Raw genomic sequence first — 24,169 nt, 5'->3', positions numbered from 1 at the left:
CGCGAGGAGCCTCCGCCCATGCCTGACGACCACCGCCCCACCCCCCACGAGGAGGAGGTACACCTCTTCGTCGAGCGGATGGCGATGGCCTTCGCGGACGTCGGCTTCCCCCGGATGGCCGGCCGGGTGCTCTTCACCGTGATGAGCGCGGACGCGCCACTCACCGCCGCCGAGATCGGCGAGCGGCTGGGGGTCAGCGCGGCGGCCGTGTCCGGCGCGGTGCGCTACCTCACGCAGTTCGCCATGCTGGTCCGCGAGCCGGTGAAGGGCTCCCGGCGGGATCGCTACCGGATGCCGGCCAACCCCTGGTACGAGGCCACCATCACCAAGACCGGCCTCTACAAGAACTTCATCGACATCGCCAACGGCGGCGTGGACGCACTGCGCGGGCGGGACACCCCGGCGGGCGAGCGGGTGGCCGAGATGCGGGACTTCTTCCTCTTCGTACAGGAGGAGATCGACGCCCTCGGCGAACGGTGGCGGGCCCGGCGCGCCGCGACGGGACACGGCGACCGGGCCGACGCCTGAGCGCTCAGGCGCTGTTGCCCCAACGGGCCTGCTCCAGCAGGTCCACCGCGCGCTCCCGGGACTCCGCCTCGTCGTCCGCGCGCAGCAGCGCGGTCGCCTCGTCCACCGCGTCGGTGAGCACCCGCCACTGGGCGTCGCGCTCCCGCACCAGGTCGGACTGTGCGGCGAGCTGCCGGGTCTTCACCCACAGCTCGACGAAGACCGACACCTTGGCCCGCAGCACCCACGGGTCGAACGGCTTGGTCAGGTAGTCGACCGCGCCGACCGCGTAGCCGCGCAGCGCGAGCTGGGCGTCCTTGTCCGCCGCGGTGAGGAAGATGATCGGCACGTGCCGGGTCCGCTCCCGCCGCTTGATGTGGGTGGCGGTCTCGAAGCCGTCCATGTCCGGCATCTGGGCGTCCAGCAGGATCACCGCGAAGTCGTCCACCAGGAGCTGCTTGAGCGCCGCCTCGCCGCTCTCCACGGCGACCGACTGCACGGGCAGCCCCTGGAGGATCGCCTCCAGGGCCATCAGGTTCTCCCGCCGGTCGTCCACCAGCAGCGCCTTGGCCATCTGGGTCACGGATTCTCCTCGCCTCGGCTCCGGCCGATCCAGGACGCCATCATCTCGATCAGCTCGTCCAGGTCCACCGGCTTGGTGATGTAGTCACTACCCCCGGCCGCGATCGCCGACTCCCGGTCGCCGGGCATCGCCTTCGCGGTCAGGAACACGATCGGCAGGTCGGCGAAGCGGTGATTGCGCCGGATCTGCGCGGTCGTCTCGTAGCCGTCCTGGTCCGGCATCATCGCGTCCATCAGCACGATGTCCACCTCCGGATGCTCGGCCAGTTGGCGGACCCCGTCCGCTCCGTTGTCCGAGTACAGCACGGTCATGCCGTGCAGTTCCAACGCGGAGGTCAGTGCGAACACGTTCCGGACGTCGTCATCGATGATCAGGACGGTCACGCCCTCCAGCCGGCGGGTCGCCGGCGTCACCTGCGGCTGCGGCAGCTCCATGGGCATGAGCAGGGACGACGGCAGGCCCGCGCGCTGCGGCGAGGGCGGCGCCGGCGCCACCACCGCGTCCGGCGCCAGCACATCGGGTACGAAGAGGGTGAACGTCGAACCCTGCCCGGGCGCGGAGGACACCGTGATCGTGCCGCCGAGCAGGCGGGCCAGGTCCCGGCTGATCGACAGGCCCAGGCCGGTGCCGCCGTAGCGCCGGCTGGTGGTGCCGTCGGCCTGCTGGAACGCCTCGAAGATCAGCGAGAGCTTGTCGTCCGAGATGCCGATGCCGGTGTCGATCACCGTGAACGCGATGACCTGCCGGGCGTTGGTCAGCGCCGGCACGTCGAAGACCGCGTTCTCGGCGGCCGGCGCGATCCGCAGGGTCACGGCGCCGTTGTCGGTGAACTTCACCGCGTTGGAGAGCAGGTTACGCAGGATCTGCTGCAACCGCTGGGCGTCGGTGACCAGTGCCGGGGGCAGCTCCTTGCTGATCCGGACCTGGAAGTCGAGGCCCTTCTCCTCGGCCTGCGGAGCGAACGCCTGCTCGACGTAGCCGCGGACCTCGGAGAAATGGATCTCGGTCGGCTCCACGTCCATCCGGCCCGCCTCGATCTTGGAGAGGTCGAGGATGTCGTCGATCAGGGAGAGCAGGTCCGACCCGGCGCTGTGGATCGTCCGGGCGAACTCGATCTGCTTCGGGCTCAGGTTCTGCTCCGGGTTCTCGGCCAGCAGCCGGGCCAGCAGGAGCAGCGAGTTCAGCGGCGTACGCAGCTCGTGGCTCATGTTGGCCAGGAACTCCGACTTGTACGCCGACGCCCGGGTGAGCTGCTGCGCCTTCTCCTCCAGGCCGAGCCGGGCCAACTCGATCTCCCGGTTCTGCGTCTCGATGTTGGTCTTCTGCTCGGAGAGCAGCTTCGCCTTGTCCTCCAGCTCGGCGTTGGTGCGCTGGAGTTCCGCCGACTGCTCCTGCAGCTCGTGCGCCAGCCGCTGCGACTGCGCCAGCAGCTCCTCCGTACGCCGGTTGGCCTGGATGGTGTTGACCGCCACGCCGATGGTGAGCACGAGCCGCTCCAGGAACGCCAGGTGCAGCTCGGAGAAGGTGCTCACCCCGGCGAACTCGATTACGCCGAGCAGCTCGCCCTCGAAGAGGACCGGCAGCACCACCAGGTCGGCCGGGGGCGTCTCGGCCAGGCCGGACCGGAGCACCAGGCGCCCGTCGGGCTGGGCGTTGACCCGGATGGTCCGCCGGGACAGGGCGGCCTGCCCGACCAGCCCCTCGCCGGGCCCGAAGGTCACGTCGTGCCCGCGGGCCACGTAGCCGTAGGAGGCGGTGAGCCGCAGCCGCACGCTCCCCTCGGAGCTGTCCGCCAGGAAGAACGCGCCGAGCTGCGCGTCGACCAGCGGGGTCACCTCCATCATGATCATGCGGCAGACCTCGCCGAGGTCCCGCTGACCCTGGAGCAGGCCGCCGATCCGGGCCAGGTTCGAGTCGAGCCAGCCCTGCTCGGCGTTCTTCTTGGTCGTCTCCCGGAGGGTGACGATCATCTGGTTGATGTTGTCCTTCAGCTCGGCGACCTCGCCCTGCGCCTTCACGCTGATCCGCTGGGTCAGGTCGCCCCGGGTCACCGAGGTGGAGACCTGGGAGATCGCCCGGAGCTGGGTGGTCAGTGTCGAGGCGAGCTGGTTGACGTTCTCGGTGAGGTCGCGCCAGGTGCCGCTGACCCCCTTCACCTGCGCCTGACCGCCCAGCTTGCCCTCGATACCCACCTCGCGGGCCACCCGGGTCACCTCGTCGGCGAACGACGAGAGCTGGTCGACCATGGTGTTCACGGTGTTCTTCAGCTCCAGGATCTCGCCCTGCGCGTCCACGGTGATCTTCTGGCCCAGGTCGCCCTTCGCCACGGCCGTGGTGACCGAGGCGATGTTCCGCACCTGGCTGGTCAGGTTCGACGCCATCGAGTTCACGTTGTCGGTCAGGTCCCGCCAGGTGCCGGAGACCCCCTTCACCTGGGCCTGGCCGCCCAGCTTGCCCTCGGTGCCCACCTCCCGGGCCACCCGGGTCACCTCGTCGGCGAACGACGACAGCTGGTCCACCATCGTGTTGACCGTCGACTTCAGCTCCAGGATCTCGCCCTGCGCGTCCACCGTGATCTTCTGCGACAGGTCACCCTTCGCCACCGCCGTGGACACCTGGGCGATGTTCCGCACCTGGGCGGTCAGGTTCGACGCCATCGAGTTCACGTTGTCGGTCAGGTCCCGCCAGGTGCCGGCGACGCCGCGTACCTGGGCCTGGCCGCCGAGCTTGCCCTCGGTGCCCACCTCGCGCGCCACCCGGGTCACCTCGTCGGCGAACGACGAGAGCTGGTCCACCATCGTGTTGACCGTCGACTTCAGCTCCAGGATCTCGCCCCGGGCGTCCACGGTGATCTTCTGGCCCAGGTCGCCCTTCGCCACGGCCGTGGTGACCGAGGCGATGTTCCGCACCTGGCTGGTCAGGTTCGACGCCATCGAGTTCACGTTGTCGGTCAGGTCCCGCCAGGTGCCCGAGACCCCCTTCACCTGCGCCTGGCCGCCCAGCTTGCCCTCGGTGCCCACCTCCCGGGCCACCCGGGTCACCTCGTCCGCGAACGACGAGAGCTGGTCGACCATCGTGTTCACGGTGTTCTTCAGCTCCAGGATCTCGCCCTGCGCGTCCACCGTGATCTTCTGCGACAGGTCACCCTTCGCCACCGCCGTGGACACCTGCGAGATGTTCCGGACCTGGCTGGTCAGGTTGCCGGCGAGCTGGTTCACGTTCTCGGTGAGGTCCCGCCAGGTGCCGGAGACCCCGCGTACCTGGGCCTGGCCGCCCAGCTTGCCCTCGATGCCCACCTCCCGGGCCACCCGGGTCACCTCGTCCGCGAACGACGACAGCTGGTCCACCATCGTGTTCACGGTGTCCTTCAGCTCCAGGATCTCGCCCTGGGCGGCCACCGTGATCTTCTGGGAGAGGTCGCCGCGGGCCACCGCGGTGGAGACCTGGGCGATGTTGCGGACCTGGCTGGTCAGGTTCGACGCCATCGAGTTGACGCTGTCGGTCAGGTCCTTCCAGGTGCCGGCGACGTTCGGCACCTCGGCCTGGCCGCCGAGCTTCCCGTCGGTGCCCACCTCGCGGGCCACCCGGGTCACCTGCTCGGCGAAGAGCCGCAGCGTGTCGGTGAGCGAGTTCATCGTGTCGGCCAGCTCCGCCACCTCGCCGCGGGCGCCGACCGTGATCTTCTGCGACAGGTCGCCCTTGGCCACCGCCGTCGCCATCTGGGAGATCGACCGCACCTGGCCGGTGAGGTTCGACGCCATGGTGTTCACCGAGTCGGTGAGGTCCTTCCAGGTGCCGGCGACGCCGCGGACGTCGGCCTGGCCACCCAACTTGCCCTCGGTGCCCACCTCCCGGGCCACCCGGGTCACCTCGTCGGCGAACGACGACAGCTGGTCGACCATGGTGTTCACGGTCCGGCCGATCCGCAGGTACTCGCCGCGCAGCGGGCGGCCGTCGATCTCCAGCGCCATGTGCTGGGACAGGTCGCCGTCGGCCACCGCCACGATGACCCGGGCGATCTCCGTGGTCGGGCGGCCCAGGTCGTCGATGAGCGAGTTGACCGCCCGCTGCCCCTCCGCCCACGAGCCGTCCAGGCCCTCGTCGTCGAGGCGCTCGGTCAGTCGGCCGTCACGGCCGACGACCCGGCTGATCCGGCGCAGGTCCAGGTGCTGCCGCTCCTGGAGCGACACCACGTCGTTGAAGGCGTCGGCCACCTCGCCGGCCAGGCCGGCCCGTCGGGGCAGCCGGACCCGGAGGTCGCCGCGACGCACCCGCCGCAGCGCCTCGACCAGCTCGCCGAGCAGCACCTCATGGTCGGAAGCGGACGAATCCGCGGCTACCGACTGTTTCGCCGTGGTCATCATTCCTCGCTCAGCTCGGGGCCATCCGGCTCGTGCCGACACGCGGCCATCCCACCATTCTGCCGCGTGTCCCGTCGAGGTCACGGGCGGCGAGCCCGCGCCACGCCCGATCTGTCCCGCGCCGACCGGAATCGGCGGAGCGGCTTGGCACCCGGGGTGGCGGCGGTGGAGGATACGAAGGTGTCAGCGGAGGCGGGGCCGGCCATGAACGGCGGCTCGGATGAGCACGTCCGGCGGGTCCGCCTCCCCGCGGACCGGCGTACGCCCGCGGCGGCCCGGGCGCTGGTGCGGTCCGTGCTCGCCGAGGCGGACCTGCACGAACTGCTCAACGAGGCGCTGCTGCTCACCACCGAACTCACTACCAACGCGGTCGAGCACGCGCGCACCGAACTGGACATCGAGGTCGAAGCCGACCCGGCCGGGCTCACCGTCACGGTGACCGACTTCGCCTCCGGCCCGGTCGACGAGCTGCTCGTCGGCGTCCGGAACACCACCTCCGACATCACCGAGGTCGCCGAGCGCGGGCGCGGGCTGCTGCTGGTCGACCACTTCGCCAGCCGGTGGGGCACCACCTACCTGCCCACCGGGAAGGGCGTCTGGTTCCGGCTCGACCGGCCCGGCCTGGGGTCGGCCACCGGACCGGCCGGCGCGGCCGAGGCCCGCACGGCGGCCGCCACCCCCGCGGACGCGGACGGGGGCACCCCGAGCGCCGCCGCGATGAGCGAGCTGATGCAGACCACCCCCGACCCGTACGCGGACGACCCGCTGCCCGAGTTCGCCGCCGGGCTGCTGACCCGGGTCGCCGAGATGGTCGGCGCGGCCGGCGGCGTGGTGCGGCTGGACCGGGGCGACGGGCAGGGCAGCCAGGTGCTCGCCCGCTACGGCCGGCAGCCCCGGGAGGGCAACGAACTGCTCCGCGTCCCGCTCGCCGTGCACCGCCCGTACGCCGGCGAGCTGGAGCTGGACGCGGCACCCTCGGCGTACGCCCGGCCGCTCGCGGTGCTGGCCGGCGAGCGGCTCTCCCTGCACCTGGAGAACGACCGGCTGCGCCGGGCCGACGTACGCCGGTCGGCCTGGCTCACCTTCCTCGCCGAGGCGAGCGAGCTGCTCGCCCAGTCGCTGGACGTCGAGCTGACCATGGCACTCGTACCGCAGCTCGTGGTGCCCCGGCTGGGCCAGTGGTGCGCCGTGCACACCGCCGACGAGTGGGGGCGGCTGCGGCTCGCCGCGGCCAGCCACGCCGACGAGGCGGTGCTGCCGCAACTGCACCGGGTGCTCCAGGAGACCGGGCCCGAATCGATCCAGGCCCGGCTGCGGGAGGCGTCCCGGAGCGCGGCGCAGGTGCCGCTGGGCGGGCCGATGGAGGGCTTCGCCGTGCCCCTGATCGCCCGCGGGCAGCGGCTCGGCACCCTGGCCGTGGGCCGTCACCAGGGGCACCGGCACGACCCCGACGAGGTCTCGGTGCTGGAGGACGTGGCCCGGCGGGCCGCGCTGGCCATCGAGAACGCCCGGATCCACGCCGAGCGCCGGCGGGTCGCGCAGACCCTCCAGCAGTCGCTGCTGCCGCCCGTGCTCCCGGTGGTCGAGGGCATCGGCTTCGCCGCCGAGTACGTCCCGACCGGCGACGACGCCGAGGTCGGCGGCGACTTCTACGACGTGGTGCCACTGCCGGACGGCCGGTGGCTGGTGGTGATCGGCGACGTCTCCGGCAAGGGCGTCCAGGCGGCGGCGGTGACCGGCCTGGTCCGGGACGTGATCCGGGTGCTGGTCGGCGACGGCAAGCCGCTGCCCGAGGTGCTCGGCCGGCTCAACGAGACGCTCGTCGAGCGGGGCGGCGGCCGCTACTGCACCCTGGCGCTGGCGGCGGTCGGGCCGGGCGACGGCGACCAGCTCGACGTCTCGCTGCACCTGGCCGGGCACGACCGGCCGGTGCTGCTGCACGGCGGCGGCGGGGCGGGTTTCGTCGGCACCGGCGGCACGGCGCTGGGCCTGCTCGACGCGATCGCCACCCCGACCGCCGAGATCGCGCTCAAGCCGGGTGACGCGCTGATCTTCTACACCGACGGGGTCACCGAGCGGCGGCGCGGCCGGGAACTGTTCGGCACCGACCGGCTGCGCGAGTCGGCCGCGCCCCTGGCCGGCTACTCGGCGGACGTGATCGCCGCCCGCCTCCGCGCCACCACCATCGCCTTCTCGGTGGAACCCCCACGGGACGACATCGCCGTCCTGGTCCTCCGCAACGACACCCTCTGATCGCCCACCCGGCCCCGCCACGGGCGGACGGCTGCGCCACCACGGCGGTGGGGTGAGAGGTCAGAGGCCGCCGGGGAGGCGGCCCGGGGCCAGGCGGTGGTGGGGGTCGAGGTGGGCCTTGGCGTTGCGGAGCCGGGGCAGGATGGGCAGCTCGCCCCAGAGGTCGACGGCGCGGCGGACCGGCGGGGGCGCGGACACCACCACGCAGCGGCCCTGGCGGGCGAGGAGCACGCCCCGGACGGCGGCGAGGATCGAGGCGACCCGCTCGGGCGGCAGTGAGCCGGGCAGCGCGGCGTGCACGGCGCCGATGCCGGCGGAGCCGCGTACCGGCACCGGGGTGCCGGCCGCGTCGCGCAGCGCGTAGACGGCGGCGTGCAGGTCGTTGATGGGCACCTCGATCCGCAGCGCGGTGTCGCCGGGGGCGAACGGGTAGCGGCCCCACCACTCGGGGGCGACGTGGTTGACCACGGCCTCCGGGCCCAGTAGCGCGGCGAGGTGGTCGGCCCGCTCCGCCACGTCGGCCGGGCCGCCCTCCAGCAGCACCACGAGGTTGCCCGCGGCGGCGGGTCGGGCCGGCCGCCCGGTCACCGCCGGGTGGTCGGGCCGGCCCGCCACGGAGGGGTGCGACGGGGGGATCCGCCGGCGCGGCAGCGGCACCGGCACGGGCAGGTCCAGCTCGATGGCCGCCGGATCGAGCCGGGCGGCGAGCACCGCCCGGACCAGGTCGTGCACCTCCAGCGGGGTCCACACGGGACGGGACACCCAGACCCGGCCGGCCGGCACGGCCTGCACGCGCATGGTGGCCGAGACGAGCACCCCGAGGCCGCCCTGCGAGCCGCAGAGCAGCCGCGCCACGTCGAGCCCGGGCACCTCGGCCCCACCGAGGACGGCCGAGGCACCACCAGGCGCCGCACCACCAGGCGCCGCACCGCCACCAGGCCCGGCCGCCGGACCCCCGCCCCGCCGGGCGGACGGGGCCGCCTGCCCGAACTGGACGGTGCCGGGCACACCCACGCTGACCAGCTCGCCGTCGGCGTCGAGGTAGCGCACCCCGACGAGCTGGGCGCACGGGCTGCCGTGCCGGTGGCGCAGCGGGCCGGCCTCGTCGGCGGCCAGCACCCCGCCCGCAGTGGAGTGCCGGCGCCGATCTCGGCCACCGAGGAGCCCTGCGGCTCGTGCCAGACCCCGGCCAGCCGGCCGGTGTCGAGCATGATGTCGACCTGCGCGGGGGCGGCGCCCCAGTCGATCTTCGTGCCGGCGCCGCGCGGCACCACGGTCAGGTCGTGCGCCGCCGCCAGCCGGAGCACCTCGGCCGCGGCGTGCGGGCCGCCCGGCACGGCCACCCAGCGGGCCGTCCGGCCGGCCACCTCGTCGGCCGGGCCGGCGAAGCGGGCGAACGGCTGGCCGCAGATCTCCGCCAGCTTCCGGGTTATCTCGAGGGCTCCGGGTCGATCGGTGGAACGCGCTGCAGCCGCCATGGCGGTTATCGTACACATGTTCGAAAGTCCTGTCGGCGAGTCGCCGCATTCCGGCGGCGCGCGGCCCCGGCCGTGGCCCGGCGGCCGGTAACGTGACGCCGTGACCACCGAGAATTTCGACAACTCCAGCACGGCACGCCGATCGCCGCGCCACGACCTGGAGCCGTCGCCCGTGCCCGTCGCCAAGCGCGTTCCGGCCGACCGGACCCACCACGGCGACACCGTCGTCGACGAGTACGCCTGGCTCGCCACCAAGGACGACCCGGACACGATCGCCTACCTGACCGCGGAGAACGCGTACACCCAGGCGCGCACCGCGCACCTGGAGGGGCTGCGTGCGGACCTGTTCGAGGAGACCCGCCGGCGCACCCAGGAGACCGACCTGTCGGTGCCGACCCGCAAGGACGGCCACTGGTACTACACCCGCACGGTCGAGGGCCAGCAGTACGGCGTGCAGTGCCGCCGGGAGGTCCGCGACGGCGAGACCACCCCGCCGGTCAGCGCGGACGGCGGGCCGCTCGACGGCGAGGAGGTGCTGCTCGACGGCAACCGGCTCGCCGAGGGGCACGACTTCTTCGCGCTCGGCGCGTTCGACGTCAGCCCGGACGGTCGCTGGCTGGCCTACTCCACCGACTTCTCCGGCGACGAGCGCTTCACCCTGCGGATCAAGGACCTGTCGACCGGCCAGGTGCTGCCCGACGAGATCCCGGACACCTTCTACGGCACCGCCTGGTCCAGCGACGCCTCGACGCTGTTCTACGTCACCGTCGACGACGCCTGGCGGCCGAACCGGGTCTGGCGGCACACCGTGGGCACCCCGTCGAGCGAGGACGTGGTGGTGCACCAGGAGGACGACGAGCGGTTCTGGGTGGGCGTCGAGCTGACCCGCTCCGAGCGGTTCGTGGTCATCGACATCCACAGCAAGATCACCAGCGAGGTGCGGGTTATCCCGGCCGCCAACCCCACCGGCGAGCCGGCGATCATCGCGCCGCGCCGGCAGGGCGTCGAGTACGCGGTGGAGCACCACGGGCACCGCTTCCTCATCCTGCACAACGACGGCGCGGAGGACTTCGCGCTCGCGTACACCTCGGCGGACGCGCCGGGCGACTGGACGCCGCTGATCCCGCACACCCCCGGCACCCGGCTGGAGGCCGTCGACGCGTTCGAGAACCACCTGGTCGTCTCGCTGCGCAGCAACGGGCTGACCGGCCTGCGGGTGCTGCCGGTCGGCGGCGGGGACAGCTTCGACATCGACTTCCCCGAGCCGCTCTACAGCGTCGGGCTCGACGCCAACCCGGAATACCGCACCAACGAGGTGCGGCTGCGCTACACCTCGCTGGTCACGCCGGACTCGGTCTACGACTACGACCTGGTCACCCGGCAACTGGTGCTGCGCCGGCGGAAGCCGGTCCGGCCCGGCCCGGACGGGCGGGCGTACGACCCCGCCGACTACGAGCAGCACCGGGACTGGGCGCTCGCCGACGACGGCACCCGGGTGCCGATCTCGCTGGTCTGCCGCACGGGCACCCCGCGCGACGGCTCCGCCCCCGCCGTCATCTACGGCTACGGGTCGTACGAGGCGAGCATGGACCCCTGGTTCTCCATCGCCCGGCTCAGCCTCCTCGACCGCGGCGTGATCTTCGCGGTCGCGCACATCCGCGGCGGCGGCGAGCTGGGCCGGCGCTGGTACGACGAGGGCAAGCTGCTGGCCAAGAAGAACACCTTCACCGACTTCGTGGCCTGCGCCCGGCACCTGGTCAAGGCCGGCTGGACCGCGAGCGACCGGCTGGTCGCCCGGGGCGCCTCGGCCGGCGGCCTGCTGATGGGCGCGGTGGCCAACCTGGCCCCGGACGCGTTCGCCGGGATCGTCGCGCAGGTGCCGTTCGTGGACGCGCTCACCTCGATCCTCGACCCGTCGCTGCCGCTCACGGTCACCGAGTGGGAGGAGTGGGGCAACCCGCTCGACGACCCCGAGGTCTACGCGTACATGAAGTCGTACACGCCGTACGAGAACGTGACCGCGGTGGACTACCCGGCGATCCTCGCGGTGACCAGCCTGAACGACACCCGGGTGCTCTACCACGAGCCGGCCAAGTGGATCGCCCGGCTGCGGGCGGTCGCCCCGCAGGGCGACTACCTGCTGAAGACCGAGATGGGCGCGGGCCACGGCGGCCCGAGCGGCCGGTACGACGCCTGGCGCGAGGAGGCGTTCATCAACGCCTGGATCCTGGACCGGCTGGGCCGCGCCTGACCCGTTGGCGGAGGGGCCGCGCCGGCCCCTCCGCTCAGCGCAGCACCGCGGCCAGCACGTGCGGGTCGGCGTTGCCGCCGGTCACCACCGCGACGGTACGCCCCGGCGGCAGCTCGTCCCGGTGGAACAGCCGGGCGGCCAGCGCGACCGCGCCGCTCGGCTCCGCCACCAGCCGGGCCTCACCGAGCAGCCGCCCCATCGCGGCGACGATCTCGTCCTCGGTCACCGTGACGATGCCGTCGAGCCGGTCCCGCAGGTGGGCCAGGGTCAGCTCGGACAGGTTGGTCCGCAGCCCGTCCGCGCAGGTCCGGTAGGTGCGTTCCACGTCCCAGACGACCACCTCCCCGGCCGCGAGGGAGTCCCGGGCGTCGGCGGCGAGCAGCGGCTCGACCCCGACCACGGCGGCGGACGGGCGCAGCGCCTTCACCGCGGTGGCCACCCCGGAGGAGAGCCCGCCGCCGCCCACCGGCACCAGCACCACGTCCACGTCGGGCAGGTCGGCGACGATCTCCAGCCCGACGGTGCCCTGCCCGGCGATGATCCACGGGTGGTCGAACGGCGGCACCAGCACGGCCCCGGTGTCCACCACGACCTGTTCCGCCTCGGCGAGCCGGCGGGCCGGCGGGACGAGCCGCACGTCCGCGCCGAGCGCCCGCATCCGCGCCACCTTGACCTGCGGCGCGCCCTCCGGCACGACCACCGTGCACGGCACGCCGAAGGCCCTTGCCGCGTAGGCCAGGGCCTGGCCGTGGTTGCCGGAGGAATGGGTCACCACGCCCCGGGACCGGACGGCCGGGTCCAGCCGGGCCACCGCGTGGGTCGCCCCGCGCAGCTTGAACGACCCCATCGGTTGCAGGCTCTCCGGCTTGAGCCACAGTTCGTCGTCCCAGAGCGTCGGCAGCAGCGGGGTACGCACCACGGCGCCCGCCACGTCCTCGGCGGCGGCCCGTACGTCGGCGATCGAGACCAGCTCCATCGCCCCATCCTGCCGCGCCCCGGGACCGGCCGCCGCCCCGCGCCCGGCGCCTAGACTGCCCGGGTGGACGAGGACGAGCAGCGGGCGGAGGCCGGACCGGGCGCGGCCCGGCGCGCGCCCGCCTGGCTGATCCTCGGGGTGGTCGCCTCCGCCCTGGTGGTCTGCTGCTGCTCGGCGCTGATCGGCCTGGCCGTCTCCTGGTCCGCCGGGCTGCTCGGCCCGCGCTGACCGCGCCGGACAGGACGAGCGGGCCGACGCCGACGGCCGGCGCGAGGCCGAGCGTGAGTGAACAGTGGTGTCAGGAGCGGCCGGTGCGGGCGGGCCGCCGCACGGGCCGGTCGGGTCAGGGGGTCCAGGCGGGGTCGCGGCCGGTCCGGCCGAGCAGGGCGTCCAGCGTGGTCGGCTCGGCGCTGGTCGGTACGGGCTCGCCGAAGGCGCCCATCTTCTGCCCGGTGTCGCCCATCCGGTCCATGAAGCCGTGCCCCTCGGCCAGCACCGACGGGTCGACCTCCAGCCGCTGCCCGGTCGCCCGGGCCAGGTCCCAGCCGTGCACGATGAGGTCGATCAGGGCCATCTGGCCGACTGTCTCCTGGGGCAGCCCCATGCCGGGCGAGACCCCCTCCAGCGCCGCCGGGTCCGACCACGCCTGCGTCAGGCGTACGGCCTCGGTCGCGAACCGGTCCCGCCAGCCCTCGGTCAGGTGGTCGGTCTTGGCCGACCAGTCGACCTCCCGCCGGCGGGCCAGGTCCTGGAAGTTGACCACCACGTCGAAGAGGTGGTTGAGCAGGTCGCGCACCGTGTAGTCGGGGCACGGGGTGGGCAGGCCGAGCTGGTCGTCGGAGATGCCCTGGACCACCGCCGCCGTACGGGGCGCGGCGACGGCCAGCAGCTCACTAGTCTTCGTGGTCATAGGGACCAGCGTATGAGGGCGGTCTTGAAGAAATGCGACACGAACCGCGTCGGGACAGCAGGGGAATCCTCGACCCCGGCCGGCTGCTGCGGCGGGTCCGCTTCCGGCGCCGGCTGCCCGCCCCGGCGCTGCGCCCCTGGGTCGAGCACTACTGGCTGATCGACTGGGCGCTGACCGAGCCGTTCGACCAGCGGGTCGTCCCGCACCCGGCCGTCAACGTGGTGTTCCAGGCCCAGGGTGACGGGGCGGAGCACGGCCTGCTCGCCGGGGTGGACACCGGCCTGTTCACGGTCTCCCTGCACGGCACGGGCCGGGTCACCGGGGTGCAGTTCCGCCCCGGTGGCTTCCGCCCGTTCTGGGGCCGCCCGGTGGCCGAACTGACCGGCCGGCGCCTCCCGCTGCCCGCCGGGCCACCGCCGGCCGGCGCCGCCCGCACCGTACCTTTCGCGACCGGGCCGGTCTGCCCGGGCACCGACGAGCAGCGGTGCCGCCGGCTGGACGACCTGCTCACCGCCTGGGAGCCGGTTCCGGACCCGCTCACCACCGAGGCCACCGACCTGGTCGAGGAGATCCGAACCGACCGGACCGTCCTGCGCGTCGACGACTTCGCCCGGCGGCACGGGGTCTCCACCCGGCGGCTCCAGCGGCTCTTCCTGGACCACGTCGGCGTCGGTCCGAAGTGGGTGATCCGCCGCTACCGGCTCCAGGAGGCCATCGAGCAGGCCGCCGCCGGGCCGCTGGACTGGTCCCGGGTCGCCGCCGATCTGGGGTACGCCGACCAGGCCCACCTGGTCCGCGAGTTCACCGCGGTGGCGGGAGTGTCGCCGGCCGCGTACGCCCGCTCGCTGGCGACCCCGCGCGGCGGGTGACCCGGGGGCTCACCGACGGCGGACGGCGACCACCGCGACGTCGTCGTGGATCTCCGGCGGCGCCAGCTCGACCAGCAGCCGCTGGCAGAACCGGTCGAGGTCGTCGTCGACCCGGGTGGCGACCGCGCCGAGCGCCGCCATGCCCTCGTCGATGGTGGCGTCCCGCCGCTCGATCAGCCCGTCGGTGTAGAGGACCAGCGTGGCTCCGGCCGGCAGCACGAACTCCAGGTCCGGCGGGCGGGGCGCGCGCACCCCGAGCAGCGGGGCGGAGTGCTGCACGAACTCGACCCGCCCGTCGTTGCTGATCAGGGCCGGCAGGTGCCCGGCGCTGGCCAGCCGGATCAGCCCGCTGCCCGGGTCGAGCAGCAGCAGGCAGATGGTGGCCAGCTCGGTCGGCAGCAGCGTACGCATCAGCTCGTTGACCCGGTCCAGGATCACCCCCGGCGGATGCCCCTCGACCGCGTACGCGCGCACCGCGTGCCGCAGCTCGGCCATCACTGTGGCGGCGTGCAGGGAGTGCCCGGCCACGTCACCGATGGCCATCAGCAGGTGGCCGTCGAGCATCACCAGCTCGTAGAAGTCCCCGCCCACCTCGGTATGGGCGCTCGCCGGCTCGTAGCGGACGGCCAGGTCGAGGCCGGCGATCTCGGGCAGCCGGCGGGGCAGCAGGCTGCGCTGGAGGGTCACCGCGATGCGGTGCTCCTGGTCGAAGGAGCGCTGGGCTTCGACCGCCGAGGCGACGGCCTGGGCGAGCTGCACCAGCACCGGGGTCCGTACGGTCTGGGTCGCGGTCGGCACCACCACGTAGAGCGGGGCCCGGTCCTCCCGGAGCCGGGCGGCGGCCACCGTCACCGTGTCGTCGGCGGGCCAGGCGGTCACGTCCCACGCGCCGGGTTCGTCGACCCGGACCCGGGTGCCGATCGGCAGCCCGCTGTCGTCCACCGTCCACGGCACGATCACCGGCGCCGCCTCCGGCCCGGCGGCCACCGCGGCCAGGCAGTCCCCGTCGAACGTCTCCGCGACCACGGCCGCCGGGCTCTTGAAGATCCGCGCCGCGCCGGCCGTCGCCGCTTCCAGCAGCCGGACGAAGTTCGACGCCGCGTGCATCTGCACGGTGGCGTCGGCCAGCGCGGCCAGCCGCTCGGCGAGCAGTTCGGCCCGCTGCCGGGCCTGGTAGTAGCGGAGTACCGCGTGCGCGGTGGCGACCAGTTCCTCCGGCTCGATCGGCTCGGCCAGGTACGCGTCCGCGCCCCGGGTCAGCCCCTGCGCCCGGTCCACCACGTCGACCGCGTGCGCCGAGACGTGGATGACCGGGGTCGACGGGCGGGCCTCCTTGATCAGCTCGCAGACCTCGAAGCCGCTCATGTCGGGCAGCCGGACGTCGAGCACCACCAGGTCGACCCGGTCCTTGCGCACCCGGTCGAGCGCCTCGGCGCCGTTCTCCGCCTCGATGGTCGCGAAGCCGGCCCGGCTCAGCCAGCTCACCAGCAGGTACCGCTTCGGACCGCTGTCGTCGACCACCAGTACGGTCGCCGCCCCGCCCTCCACCGTCAGGCTCCACCCACGGGAAGGACCACGGTGAAGGTGCTGCCCCGACCGGGTTCGCTGGCCAGCTCCAGCGTCCCGCCGAGCAGCGTGACCAGTCGGCGCGCGTACGGCAGGCCGAGGCCGGTGCCGCCGACCCGCGTCGTGCCGGGCACCTGGTAGAACTCCTCGAAGATCCGGTCGTGCAGCTCCGGCGGGATGCCCGCGCCGGTGTCGGTGACCGACAGCGACCAGAGGTCGTCCCGGCGTTCCGCCCGCAGCCGCACCTGACCCCGCTCGGTGAACTTGAGGCCGTTGTGGAGCAGGTTGCGCAGCACCTGGGCGAGCAGCACCTCGTCCGAGCGGACCGTCGCCGGGGCGGGCGGCTCCTCCACCACCAGTTCGACCGCCGGCCGGGTGGCCAGCGCCCGCAGCGTGCCGCGGAGCTGCCCGAAGAGCCCGCGCAGGTCCACCTCGGCCCAGTTCGGCTCGAGCCGGCCCGACTCGGCCTTGGCCAGGTCGAGCAGCTCGTTGACCAGGCCGAGCAGGTCGGCAGCGGACGATCGGATCAGCCCCACCTGCCGGGCCTGCTCGTCGGTGAGCGGGTCGGAGGCGGAGTCGGCGAGCAGCCGGGACAGCCCGATGATCGCGGTGACCGGGGCGCGGAGCTCGTGGCTCACGTTGGCCAGGAACCGGCTCTTCGACTCGCTGGCCGCGCGGAGCTGGGCGGACTTCTCGTCCAGCTCGGCGTAGAGCGCCACCACGCCGCGGTTGGTCTCCTCCAGCTCCTCGGTGAGCTGGTTGTAGAGCGCCATCACGCCGTGGTTGGTCTCCTGGAGCTCGGAGTTGAGCACCTCCAGCTCGTCGCGCTGGCTGCGCACCTCGTCGAGAGCGGAGACGAGCTGCGCGTTCTGGGCGGCCAACTCGTCCAGGGCGGTGCCCGGAGCGCTGCTGGCCAGCTCGGTCCGGAGCTGGGCGAGGCGCTCCGGCGTGAGCGGCTCCGCCTGGGCCGGGACTCGTCGGGACATCCTCACGACCGTATCGCCCCCGTCGGTCACCACGCCCAGCATGTCCACCAGACGCGCCACCGCACCGGACTGCGGCTGGTAGCGGCCGTCGGGCAGCGGGCGGGCCGGAGCCAGGTCGACCCGGAGCACCGACTGGCCGGTGAGCACGTCCCGGTCCAGCACGAAGGTGACGTCCGCGCCGTCGACGGTGTGCAGCAGGTCGCGGGCCACCTCACTGAGCGCGGTCGCCAGGCGCACCTGGTCCTGGTGCTCCAGCCCGACCGCGGCGGCCACCTCCCGGCCGCGCTGCCGGACCAGGAAGATGTCCTGCTCCACCCGGAGCGCCATCTGCAGCAGCGGGGCCGGGACGGCCGGGCGGGTCATGACTCGGCCCGGGCGACCAGGACGCAGGCGTCGTCGCGGCGCGTCCCGGCGTCGCGGAGCAGGGTGGCGGCGGTCAGCAGCAGCGGGCGGCCGGTCAGACCGGGGTAGTCGGCCAGGTCCCAGCGGTCCACCACGCCGTCGCTGTGCATCACCAGGGTCGCCCCGGACGGGAACGGGTAGTCGTACTCCCGCACCGAGGGGCGCTGGTGTCCGGCGATGCCGGGCAGCGAGACGAGACCCCGCCGCCGCTCGCCCGTCACCACGATCATGGCTGCGATGTTGCCCAGACCGGAGTAGTGGAGCAAGCCCGACACGGGGTCCGGTTCGGCCACGGCCAGCGCGGCGCCGCGGGTGTGCGAGATGGCCCGGTGCAGGTGCTGCACCACGGTGCCCGGCGGCCCGGCCGGCGCGGCCCGGAACGCGGCCAGTGCGGCCCCGGTGGCGGCGGCGGCCAGCGGACCGTGTCCCAGGCCGTCGCAGACCAGCACCTGCCGCCGGCCGTCGACCACCCGCACCGCGTACCCGTCGCCGCTGACCTGTTCGCCGGTGATCGGCCGGGCCAGCGCGCCGGCCCAGTCCGGCCCGGGGACCGGACCGTTCCAGACCTGGACGGCCAGCACGGTGCCCCGGCCGGGCAGGGAGTAGCCGTCGAACCGGCTCGCCTGCCGGGCGATCGCACCGAGGCCGACGCCGAGGGTGCCGGTGGTGGAGTGGCCGTCCGCCGAGGAGAGGGCGAGGTCGGCCATGCCGGGGCCGGAGTCGATCGCCACCAGCTCCACCCCGGCCCGGCCGGCCCGGCGGACCGGGCGGAGCAGCAGGGTGCCCTCCTGGGCGTGCTTGACCAGGTTGCTGGTGATCTCGGCGGTCACGATGGCCAGGTCGGCGACGCGCGGCTCGCCGAGTTCCAGCTGCCGGCCGAGCCGCTCGGCGGCCCGCCGCACGCCGCTCGCCGTGGCGCCGTTGTCCACCCGGAACCAGAGACCGTGGTCGGCGACCACGTCGGCGTTCATCGGGACCACTTGGTGATGGTGATCCGGGTGCCCTCACCCACGGCGGTCCAGATGTCGAAGTCGTCGACCAGCCGGCGGGCGCCACTGAGCCCCAGGCCGAGCCCGCCGCCGGTGGTGAAGCCGTCGGTGAGGGCCTGGTCGAGGTCGGGGATGCCCGGCCCCTGGTCGGCGAAGACGATGCGGACCCCGCGCCGGCGGCCGTCCTCGACGGTGGTCACCTCGGCGGTGCCTCCGCCGCCGTAGATCAGTGTGTTGCGGGCCAGCTCGCTGGCGGCGGTGACCAGCTTGGTCTGGTCGACCAGCGAGAGCTTGACGGCGACGGCGGTGGTACGCACCAGCTGCCGCACCCGGACCACGTCCTCGTCGCTGCGGATCGCCTGGGTCGCCGGCACCCCCAGGTCGACGCCGGCGGTCATGACGTGGCCGTCGTCTCGGAGTCCTCGTCGACGTCCATCTCGTCCCACTCGTCGTTGCGGCTCGCCGCGATGTGCTCCATGCCGCGTTCCACGTTCAGCGCGGTACGGATGCCGTTGAGCGACAGCCCCAGCTCGACCAGGGTGATGGCGACGGCGGGACGCATCCCGACCACCACCGTCTCGGCGTCCAGCACCTTGGAGATGGACGCGATGGTGGAGAGCATCCGGCCGACGAAGGAGTCGACGATGTCCAGGGCCGTGATGTCGATGATCACACCGTGGCAGCCGGTGGCGACGATCCGCTCGGCCAGGTCCTCCTGGAGCTGGATCGCCGTCTGGTCGGACATGTCGACCTGGATGGAGACCAGCAGGATGTCACCGATCTTGAGGATCGGCACCCGCTCCATCAGGACTCCCGGCGTGCGCGGCGGGAGGTCGTCTCGACGCCGGTGAGGCGCAGCACGTGGCGCAGGGCGTCGGCCAGGCTCGCCTTGGTGGCGATGTCGCCGAACTCGATGCCGAGCGCGACGATCGTCTGGGCGATCTGCGGCCGGATGCCGGAGATGATGCAGTCGGCGCCCATCAGCCGGGCGGCCACCACGGTCTTGAGGATGTGCTGGGCGACCTGGGTGTCCACCGCCGGCACGCCGGTGATGTCGATGATCGCGTACGGCGAGCCGGTGTCGACCAGGGTCTGGAGCAGCCGCTCCATCACCACCTGGGCGCGGGCCGAGTCGAGGGTGCCGACCAGCGGGACGGCGACCACGCCCTCCCACAGCTTCACCACCGGCGTGGAGAGCTCCAGCAGCTGCTCCGCCTGGTCGGCGATCAGACCCTCGCGGGTACGCACGAAGCTCTCGAAGGTGAACAGCCCCATCTGGTCGATCAGGGCGGAGAAGGCGACGAAGTCGCGCAGGTTGCCCGCGTCCTGGTCCTCCTCCATCAGCTCCAGCAGGGCGTCCTTGAGCGCGAACACGCTGATCGCGGTCTCGGTGGCGCTGAAGCCCTGCCGCGCCCGGCTGGTGGAGAGCTCGGCCAGCACGGCCCGCAGCTCACCGCCGTGCTGGTCGGCCAGGTCGGCGAGGCCCTGCCCGGCGGCATCGGCCATGCTGCGGTGCAACTCCCGCGCCTGACGGGACAGTTCCGCCTGGCTGAGCCGGCCGCGCAGCGAGCTGGCCACGATCTCCGTCCAGCGCACGGTCAGCCGGTCGGCGTGCTCGGTCAGCAGGCGGGCGAGCCGACCACTCTGTTCGGCGCTCAACGCCATGGTGACCTCCCTGAACTCCGGACGGGCGGACTCTATCACCGGAGCTTGCAGCGCTAGTTGTCGCAGAGCAAAGGAATGATCGACGGCACCCTTGTCGGCTCCCGTTCTGCACGCTGCCGGCTTCGTGGGATACCGTTCCACCGAACACAGGAGGTCGGCGAATGTCCCTGACGGTGCACACGGAACAGCGCGGCGACGTGGTCGTCGTGTCGGTCGCGGGCGAGCTGGACATGGCGACGGCACCGCAGCTCCAGGACCAGATCACGGACCTGCTGGACAAGGGGCGCAACCGCCTCGTGTTCGACCTGGCCGAGGTGTCGTTCTGCGACTCCACCGGGCTGTCGGTGTTCGTGCGCGCCAAGAACAGCTGCGACGAGGCCGGTGGCGTGGTCCGGCTGGCCGCCCCGCAGCGGGGCGTGCTCCGCATTCTCGAGGTCAGTGGCCTGGTCGAGGTGCTGCACACCTACCCGACGGTGGAGCAGGCCGTGGCGGGCGACCCCACACCGGCCTCCTCCTGACCGTTCCCCCTCAGCGCTCGTCCTCGATGTGTCGGGGGCGGGCGATCACCATGCCCGCGGTCGTCTGCACGGCGAGCGCCACCAGCAGGAAACCGATCGGCGCGGTCCAGCCGCCGGTCGCCTCGTAGAGGATGCCGACCAGCAGCGGGCCGAGCGCGGCGATCACGTAGCCGGTGCTCTGCGCGAAGGCGGAGAGCGCCACCGTCCCCTCGGCGGTCCGGGCGCGCAGCCCGATGGTGGTCAGGATCAGCGGGAACGCGCCCTGGCCGAGGGCCAGCAGCAGGACCCAGAGCGGCGCGAGGCCGTGCGGCGCGAGCGCCAGGCCGACGTACGCGGCCGTGGAGAAGGCGGTCAGCGACAGCACCAGTGGGCGCAGCGTGGGCAGCCGGCCGGCCAGGGTGGGCATCATCAGCGCCACCGGCACGCCGAGCGCGGTCACCCCGGCGAGCAGCAGGCCGGCCGCCTCGGGCGCGTAGCCGGCGTCCCGGAAGAGCTGGGCCAGCCAGCCCATGATGGCGTACCCGCTGAGCGACTGCGCCCCGAAGTAGACCGCCATGGCCCAGCCGAGCCGGGTCCGTGCCGGGCGCACCCGCGCCGCTCCGGCGGCGGCCACCGCCGGGGCCGACGCCCGTCGCGCGGCCCGGGCCCGCAGCGCCAGCGGCACCCACGGGATTACGGCCAGCGCGGCCAGCCCGGCCCAGACACCCAGCCCGGCCCGCCAGGAGCCGAAGGCGTGGGCCACCGGCACCGCCGAGGCGGCGGCCACCGTCGTGCCCACGGTCAACGCCATCGTGTACGCACCGGTGACCAGCCCGGTGCGGTGTGGGAAGTGCTGCTTGACGAGCATCGGCAGCAGGATGTTCGCGACCGCGATGCCGGCCAGCGCGAGCGCGCTGGTGAGCACGAAGACCGCCGCCGAGTCGGTGACCACGCGGAGCACCTGCCCGACGGCCAGCGCCAGCATGGCCACCACCAGCACCCGGGGGGCGGCCCAGCGGCGGACCAGCCACGGGGTGAGGGCGCCGAGCCCGGCGAAGGCGATGGTGGGCAGCGTGGTGACCAGGCCGGCCATCGCGCCGGAGAGGCCCAGCCCGTCGCGGATCTCGTCGAGCAGGGCACCCAGGCTGGTCACCGCGGCGCGCAGGTTGAGCGCGACCAGCAGCATGCCGACCAGGACCAGCAGGCCGCCGCGGGCCGGGGCGGCCGGGGGCGCGGGGACGGCGGCCGGGGTTCTACCGGCCTGCGGCGGCACGCCGGTGGTGGGCACGTCGGTGACGGGGGCCGCGGTGGACGTGGGTGGCGGGGTCATGACCTCGAACCTACAATCATGGGATGAATTTCGGCAGGAGGTGTAACCGGTGACACCCGCCGTCGATTCCGTCGCCGTGCCGCCGCGCGGTCACCGGGTGCGCCAGACCATCGAGCAGCTCCGGGCCCGGATCCTCGGCGGCGAGTGGCCGGTGGGCGGGAAGATCCCCACCGAGCCGCAGCTCGTCGCCGCGCTGGGGGTGGGGCGGAACACGGTCCGCGAGGCGGTCCGCGCGCTGGTGCACGCCGGGGTGCTGGAGTGCCGGCAGGGCTCCGGCACCTACGTGGTGTCGACCGACGAGCTGGCCCCTGTGGTGGCCCGCCGGCTCACCGACGACCGGATGGCCGAGGTCATCGAGGTCCGGCGCGCCTTCGAGGTGGAGGCGGCCCGGCTCGCCGCGCTGCGGCGTACCCCCGAAGACCTGGCGGCGCTCGACGGCGCCCTCGCCACCCGGGAGGCCGCCTGGCGCTCCGGCCGGGTCGGGGAGTTCGTCGAGGCGGACGCCGCGCTGCACACCGCCGTGGTGGCCGCCGCGCACAACGCCATGCTGGCCGAGCTCTACGCCTCGGTCGGCGCCGCGCTGCGCAGCACCGTCGCCCAGGCCATGGGAGAGGCCCTGGAGCCCGAGCGGTACGTGGACCACGGCCGGCTGGTCGAGGCGATCCGGGACGGCGACCCGGCGCGGGCGGCGATCGAGGCCGGCGCTTTCCTCGAAGCCCCCTCCGGGGCATAGGTTGTCCCGGACGGAGATTCGGACAGCACGGGAGAGCGGATGCTCAAGGGCTTCAAAGACTTCATCATGCGCGGCAACGTCGTCGACCTGGCGGTCGGTGTCGTCATCGGCGCCGCCTTCACCGGCGTGGTCACCCAGCTCACCAAGTCGTTCCTGGAACCGCTGATCAAGGCGATCGGTGGCGGCAAGGGTCAGTTCTCTGGCTCTTGGGAGATCACCAAGGACAACTACATGGACTGGGCCGCGTTCATCAACGCGGCGATCACCTTCCTGCTCACCGCTGCGGTGCTCTACTTCCTCGTGGTCTACCCGATGAACAAACTCGCCGAGCGGCGCCGGCGCGGCGAGGAGCCGCCGCCGAAGGCTCCCAGCGAGGAGATCAAGCTGCTCACCGAGATCCGGGACGCGCTGCTCGCCGGCAACCACGCCACGCCGGGCCAGCGCGGCGCGCTGGACGACGTGCTCGGCCGCCGGCAGGAGCCGCCGGCCGCGCGCTGACGCCATAGCCGATCGGCCCCCGTGGGAATCCCGCGGGGGCCGACGTGCGTCGAACACATGTTCGATAGAGTCCGGGCATGGAGCAGCGCAGGCACTGGTGGAACGGGAAATGGGGGCGACTGGCCCGGCGGGACGTCTTCCTCCGGGTCGACGGCGACCGATGGCACGTCGAGCAGCGCGCCGGCGGTGCCGAGGGGGTCTCCCAGTTCTACGAGTACGCCAGCGTCGAGGAGGCCGAGGAGACGGTCCGGGCGCTGCTGGAAGGGCCGGACACCTGGCGCGAGCTGTCCCCCCGACCGCCGAGCGGCTGGGCCCCGCCCGTTTAGCGCCCGCGCGCCTCGGGAACCGCGCCTGTATGAGCCAGCAGCAGGACAGCGTCTCCCGGGTCACCACCGGCATGCGGGTGGTCGACTCCGCCGGCGTCGAGGTGGGCACCGTGGATCTCGTCCAGCGCGGCGACCCGGCCGCCGTGACCGTGCAGGCGCCGGCCCCGGTGGACCCGGGCAGCAGCCTGGACGAGCTGATCGGGTCGGCGGCCGCCGAGGAGCCGGACGTCCCCGCCGACCTGGCCGCCCGGCTGCTGCGCGAGGGCTACCTCAAGGTCTCCACCGAACTGGCCCGCACCGGCGCGGTCTACGTGCTGGCCGACCGGATCGCCGCGGTCACCGACGACGGCGTACGCCTCACCGTCCCCGCCGCGCAGCTTCCCGCCGAGGAGTGACCCCGGAACGTCACCCGGCCCGCCTAGGGTGGGCGGCATGTGGATGGTGATCGGAGAGCAGGGCGGCACGCCGGCCGACCCGGCGGCGCGGGCCGCCCAGTTCGCGCACATGGCCGAGGTGACCCGGCAGAGCCCGGGCTTCGTCCGGGGCTGGTGGGGCGCGGACGAGGACGAGCCGGACCGCAGCCACGCGCTTGTCGTCCTCGACACGCTGGAGCACGCGCGGGCGCTCCGGCGAATGGTCGAGGAGAACGTCACCGGCGTCCGCCTGCGGATCATGGAGATCGGCGTCGAGGCGGAAGGCGTCGCCTGATCAGCCCGCGCGGGCCGGGGTGGCCGGTTCCGGCTCCGGCTCGGCCACCGGCGGCGGCGCGGTGGCGCGACGGCGGCGGAACAGCAGCAGCATCAGCCAGCCGGCGACCAGCCCCCAGAACGCGCCGCCCACGCCGAGCAGGCTCACCCCGGAGGCGGTGACCACGAGGGTGACGACCGCGGCCTCCCGGGCGTCCGGCTCGGCGACCGCCGCCGCGACCGCGCCGGCCAGCGCGCCGAGCAGCGCGAGCCCGGCCACCGCCTCGACGAGGACCGGCGGGG

The 24,169-nt window shown here is 73.6% G+C and carries 23 protein-coding genes and 1 pseudogene; 11 read left to right on the top strand and 13 right to left on the bottom strand.

Annotated elements, in window-relative coordinates:
- Nucleotides 1-18 precede the first annotated feature (18 nt).
- A complete protein-coding gene (locus tag B0E53_RS10490; protein ID WP_107075859.1) occupies nt 19-528 on the top strand; it encodes a MarR family transcriptional regulator in 510 nt (169 codons plus the stop codon).
- Nucleotides 529-532: 4 nt separating this feature from the next.
- Here B0E53_RS10490 and B0E53_RS10485 read toward each other — a convergent pair whose 3' ends face one another.
- Together B0E53_RS10485 and B0E53_RS10480 are read right to left on the bottom strand one after the other, a co-directional pair.
- A complete protein-coding gene (locus B0E53_RS10485; RefSeq protein WP_107075858.1) occupies nt 533-1,090 on the bottom strand; it encodes a response regulator in 558 nt (185 codons plus the stop codon).
- Nucleotides 1,087-5,451, bottom strand: coding sequence for a HAMP domain-containing protein (locus B0E53_RS10480; protein ID WP_107075872.1), 4,365 nt, complete (start codon nt 5,449-5,451; stop codon nt 1,087-1,089). The genes B0E53_RS10485 and B0E53_RS10480 overlap by 4 nt, the downstream gene beginning before the upstream one ends.
- Nucleotides 5,452-5,631: 180 nt before the next feature.
- Between B0E53_RS10480 and B0E53_RS10475 the strand changes: the two genes are divergently transcribed.
- Nucleotides 5,632-7,704, top strand: coding sequence for a SpoIIE family protein phosphatase (locus B0E53_RS10475; RefSeq protein ID WP_107075857.1), 2,073 nt, complete (start codon nt 5,632-5,634; stop codon nt 7,702-7,704).
- 60 nt (nt 7,705-7,764) lie between these two features.
- Here B0E53_RS10475 and B0E53_RS10470 read toward each other — a convergent pair.
- Nucleotides 7,765-9,200 (bottom strand): annotated as a pseudogene (locus tag B0E53_RS10470) (FAD-binding oxidoreductase).
- A gap of 139 nt (nt 9,201-9,339) precedes the next feature.
- Between B0E53_RS10470 and B0E53_RS10465 the strand changes: the two are divergent.
- Nucleotides 9,340-11,433, top strand: a complete 2,094-nt coding sequence (locus B0E53_RS10465; RefSeq protein WP_107075871.1) for a S9 family peptidase — start codon at nt 9,340-9,342, stop codon at nt 11,431-11,433.
- Nucleotides 11,434-11,467: 34 nt separating this feature from the next.
- On the opposite strand, the gene B0E53_RS10460 is transcribed toward B0E53_RS10465, so the two are convergent.
- Nucleotides 11,468-12,409 (bottom strand): threonine/serine dehydratase, encoded by a 942-nt coding sequence (locus B0E53_RS10460; protein ID WP_107075856.1) that lies wholly within the window; start codon nt 12,407-12,409, stop codon nt 11,468-11,470.
- A 63-nt stretch (nt 12,410-12,472) separates the two neighbouring features.
- Between B0E53_RS10460 and B0E53_RS37485 the strand changes: the two genes are divergently transcribed.
- Nucleotides 12,473-12,637 carry a hypothetical protein gene (locus tag B0E53_RS37485; RefSeq protein ID WP_168215289.1) on the top strand — a complete coding sequence of 55 codons (165 nt, stop codon included), beginning with the start codon at nt 12,473-12,475 and terminating at the stop codon, nt 12,635-12,637.
- Between the two features lie 115 nt (nt 12,638-12,752).
- On the opposite strand, the gene B0E53_RS10455 is transcribed toward B0E53_RS37485, so the two are convergent.
- Entirely contained in the window at nt 12,753-13,319 is a 567-nt protein-coding gene (locus B0E53_RS10455; RefSeq protein ID WP_107075855.1) for a TIGR03086 family metal-binding protein, read from the bottom strand.
- A 32-nt stretch (nt 13,320-13,351) separates the two neighbouring features.
- Here B0E53_RS10455 and B0E53_RS10450 point away from each other — a divergent pair, with 32 nt between their 5' ends.
- A complete protein-coding gene (locus tag B0E53_RS10450) occupies nt 13,352-14,188 on the top strand; it encodes an AraC family transcriptional regulator (protein WP_107075854.1) in 837 nt (278 codons plus the stop codon).
- Between the two features lie 9 nt (nt 14,189-14,197).
- Here the strand turns inward: B0E53_RS10450 and B0E53_RS10445 are convergent, their stop codons facing one another.
- The 6 genes from B0E53_RS10445 to B0E53_RS10420 are packed head-to-tail and all read right to left on the bottom strand — an operon-like array spanning nt 14,198 to nt 19,796.
- Nucleotides 14,198-15,736, bottom strand: a complete 1,539-nt coding sequence (locus B0E53_RS10445; RefSeq protein WP_107075853.1) for a SpoIIE family protein phosphatase — start codon at nt 15,734-15,736, stop codon at nt 14,198-14,200.
- 2 nt (nt 15,737-15,738) lie between these two features.
- Nucleotides 15,739-17,103, bottom strand: coding sequence for a sensor histidine kinase (locus B0E53_RS10440; protein ID WP_107075852.1), 1,365 nt, complete (start codon nt 17,101-17,103; stop codon nt 15,739-15,741).
- On the bottom strand, nt 17,100-18,113 hold the full coding sequence (locus B0E53_RS10435) for an ATP-binding SpoIIE family protein phosphatase (RefSeq protein WP_107075870.1): 1,014 nt from the start codon (nt 18,111-18,113) through the stop codon (nt 17,100-17,102). The genes B0E53_RS10440 and B0E53_RS10435 overlap by 4 nt, the downstream gene beginning before the upstream one ends.
- Nucleotides 18,110-18,529 carry an ATP-binding protein gene (locus B0E53_RS10430; protein ID WP_107075851.1) on the bottom strand — a complete coding sequence of 140 codons (420 nt, stop codon included), beginning with the start codon at nt 18,527-18,529 and terminating at the stop codon, nt 18,110-18,112. Before B0E53_RS10430 ends, B0E53_RS10435 begins: the two co-directional genes overlap by 4 nt.
- Complete coding sequence (locus tag B0E53_RS10425) at nt 18,526-18,936, bottom strand: STAS domain-containing protein (protein ID WP_107075850.1); 411 nt, start codon at nt 18,934-18,936, stop codon at nt 18,526-18,528. The genes B0E53_RS10430 and B0E53_RS10425 overlap by 4 nt, the downstream gene beginning before the upstream one ends.
- Complete coding sequence (locus tag B0E53_RS10420) at nt 18,936-19,796, bottom strand: STAS domain-containing protein (protein ID WP_107075849.1); 861 nt, start codon at nt 19,794-19,796, stop codon at nt 18,936-18,938. Before B0E53_RS10420 ends, B0E53_RS10425 begins: the two co-directional genes overlap by 1 nt.
- Nucleotides 19,797-19,957: 161 nt before the next feature.
- Between B0E53_RS10420 and B0E53_RS10415 the strand changes: the two genes are divergently transcribed.
- On the top strand, nt 19,958-20,314 hold the full coding sequence (locus B0E53_RS10415) for an STAS domain-containing protein (protein WP_091315546.1): 357 nt from the start codon (nt 19,958-19,960) through the stop codon (nt 20,312-20,314).
- Between the two features lie 10 nt (nt 20,315-20,324).
- Here B0E53_RS10415 and B0E53_RS10410 read toward each other — a convergent pair whose 3' ends face one another.
- Nucleotides 20,325-21,479, bottom strand: a complete 1,155-nt coding sequence (locus B0E53_RS10410; protein ID WP_210406018.1) for an MFS transporter — start codon at nt 21,477-21,479, stop codon at nt 20,325-20,327.
- Between the two features lie 193 nt (nt 21,480-21,672).
- Here B0E53_RS10410 and B0E53_RS10405 point away from each other — a divergent pair, with 193 nt between their 5' ends.
- From B0E53_RS10405 to B0E53_RS10385, 5 genes are all read left to right on the top strand, one after another.
- Complete coding sequence (locus B0E53_RS10405; protein ID WP_107075848.1) at nt 21,673-22,356, top strand: FadR/GntR family transcriptional regulator; 684 nt, start codon at nt 21,673-21,675, stop codon at nt 22,354-22,356.
- Between the two features lie 39 nt (nt 22,357-22,395).
- On the top strand, nt 22,396-22,854 hold the full coding sequence (gene mscL / locus B0E53_RS10400; protein WP_107075847.1) for a large conductance mechanosensitive channel protein MscL: 459 nt from the start codon (nt 22,396-22,398) through the stop codon (nt 22,852-22,854).
- Between the two features lie 77 nt (nt 22,855-22,931).
- Nucleotides 22,932-23,180: a hypothetical protein gene (locus tag B0E53_RS10395; protein WP_091315558.1), complete on the top strand. Its 249-nt coding sequence runs from the start codon at nt 22,932-22,934 to the stop codon at nt 23,178-23,180.
- 29 nt (nt 23,181-23,209) lie between these two features.
- On the top strand, nt 23,210-23,575 hold the full coding sequence (locus tag B0E53_RS10390) for a hypothetical protein (protein WP_107075846.1): 366 nt from the start codon (nt 23,210-23,212) through the stop codon (nt 23,573-23,575).
- A gap of 37 nt (nt 23,576-23,612) precedes the next feature.
- Complete coding sequence (locus B0E53_RS10385; RefSeq protein ID WP_146167643.1) at nt 23,613-23,888, top strand: hypothetical protein; 276 nt, start codon at nt 23,613-23,615, stop codon at nt 23,886-23,888.
- On the opposite strand, the gene B0E53_RS10380 is transcribed toward B0E53_RS10385, so the two are convergent.
- A partial coding sequence (locus tag B0E53_RS10380) for a benzoate/H(+) symporter BenE family transporter (protein ID WP_210406017.1) occupies nt 23,889-24,169 on the bottom strand: 281 nt, incomplete at its 5' end.

Origin of the sequence: Micromonospora sp. MH33, assembly GCF_003013775.1 — a bacterium.
In the GTDB taxonomy this organism is placed as follows: Bacteria; Actinomycetota; Actinomycetes; order Mycobacteriales; family Micromonosporaceae; genus Micromonospora; species Micromonospora fulviviridis.
Note: the sequence above shows the minus strand (reverse complement) of the source record. Positions and strands in the feature narration are given on the sequence as shown.

Coding starts and splice junctions, on each gene's coding strand:
- B0E53_RS10430 (WP_107075851.1), bottom strand. CDS start 18,529: ATGACCGCCGGCGTCGACCTGGGGGTGCCGGCGACCCAGGCGATCCGC.
- B0E53_RS10480 (WP_107075872.1), bottom strand. CDS start 5,451: ATGACCACGGCGAAACAGTCGGTAGCCGCGGATTCGTCCGCTTCCGAC.
- B0E53_RS10440 (WP_107075852.1), bottom strand. CDS start 17,103: ATGACCCGCCCGGCCGTCCCGGCCCCGCTGCTGCAGATGGCGCTCCGG.
- mscL (WP_107075847.1), top strand. CDS start 22,396: ATGCTCAAGGGCTTCAAAGACTTCATCATGCGCGGCAACGTCGTCGAC.
- B0E53_RS10490 (WP_107075859.1), top strand. CDS start 19: ATGCCTGACGACCACCGCCCCACCCCCCACGAGGAGGAGGTACACCTC.
- B0E53_RS10450 (WP_107075854.1), top strand. CDS start 13,352: ATGCGACACGAACCGCGTCGGGACAGCAGGGGAATCCTCGACCCCGGC.
- B0E53_RS10460 (WP_107075856.1), bottom strand. CDS start 12,409: ATGGAGCTGGTCTCGATCGCCGACGTACGGGCCGCCGCCGAGGACGTG.
- B0E53_RS10415 (WP_091315546.1), top strand. CDS start 19,958: ATGTCCCTGACGGTGCACACGGAACAGCGCGGCGACGTGGTCGTCGTG.
- B0E53_RS10395 (WP_091315558.1), top strand. CDS start 22,932: ATGGAGCAGCGCAGGCACTGGTGGAACGGGAAATGGGGGCGACTGGCC.
- B0E53_RS10435 (WP_107075870.1), bottom strand. CDS start 18,113: ATGAACGCCGACGTGGTCGCCGACCACGGTCTCTGGTTCCGGGTGGAC.
- B0E53_RS10425 (WP_107075850.1), bottom strand. CDS start 18,936: ATGGAGCGGGTGCCGATCCTCAAGATCGGTGACATCCTGCTGGTCTCC.
- B0E53_RS10455 (WP_107075855.1), bottom strand. CDS start 13,319: ATGACCACGAAGACTAGTGAGCTGCTGGCCGTCGCCGCGCCCCGTACG.
- B0E53_RS10420 (WP_107075849.1), bottom strand. CDS start 19,796: ATGGCGTTGAGCGCCGAACAGAGTGGTCGGCTCGCCCGCCTGCTGACC.
- B0E53_RS10390 (WP_107075846.1), top strand. CDS start 23,210: ATGAGCCAGCAGCAGGACAGCGTCTCCCGGGTCACCACCGGCATGCGG.
- B0E53_RS10410 (WP_210406018.1), bottom strand. CDS start 21,479: ATGCTGCTGGTCGCGCTCAACCTGCGCGCCGCGGTGACCAGCCTGGGT.
- B0E53_RS10385 (WP_146167643.1), top strand. CDS start 23,613: ATGTGGATGGTGATCGGAGAGCAGGGCGGCACGCCGGCCGACCCGGCG.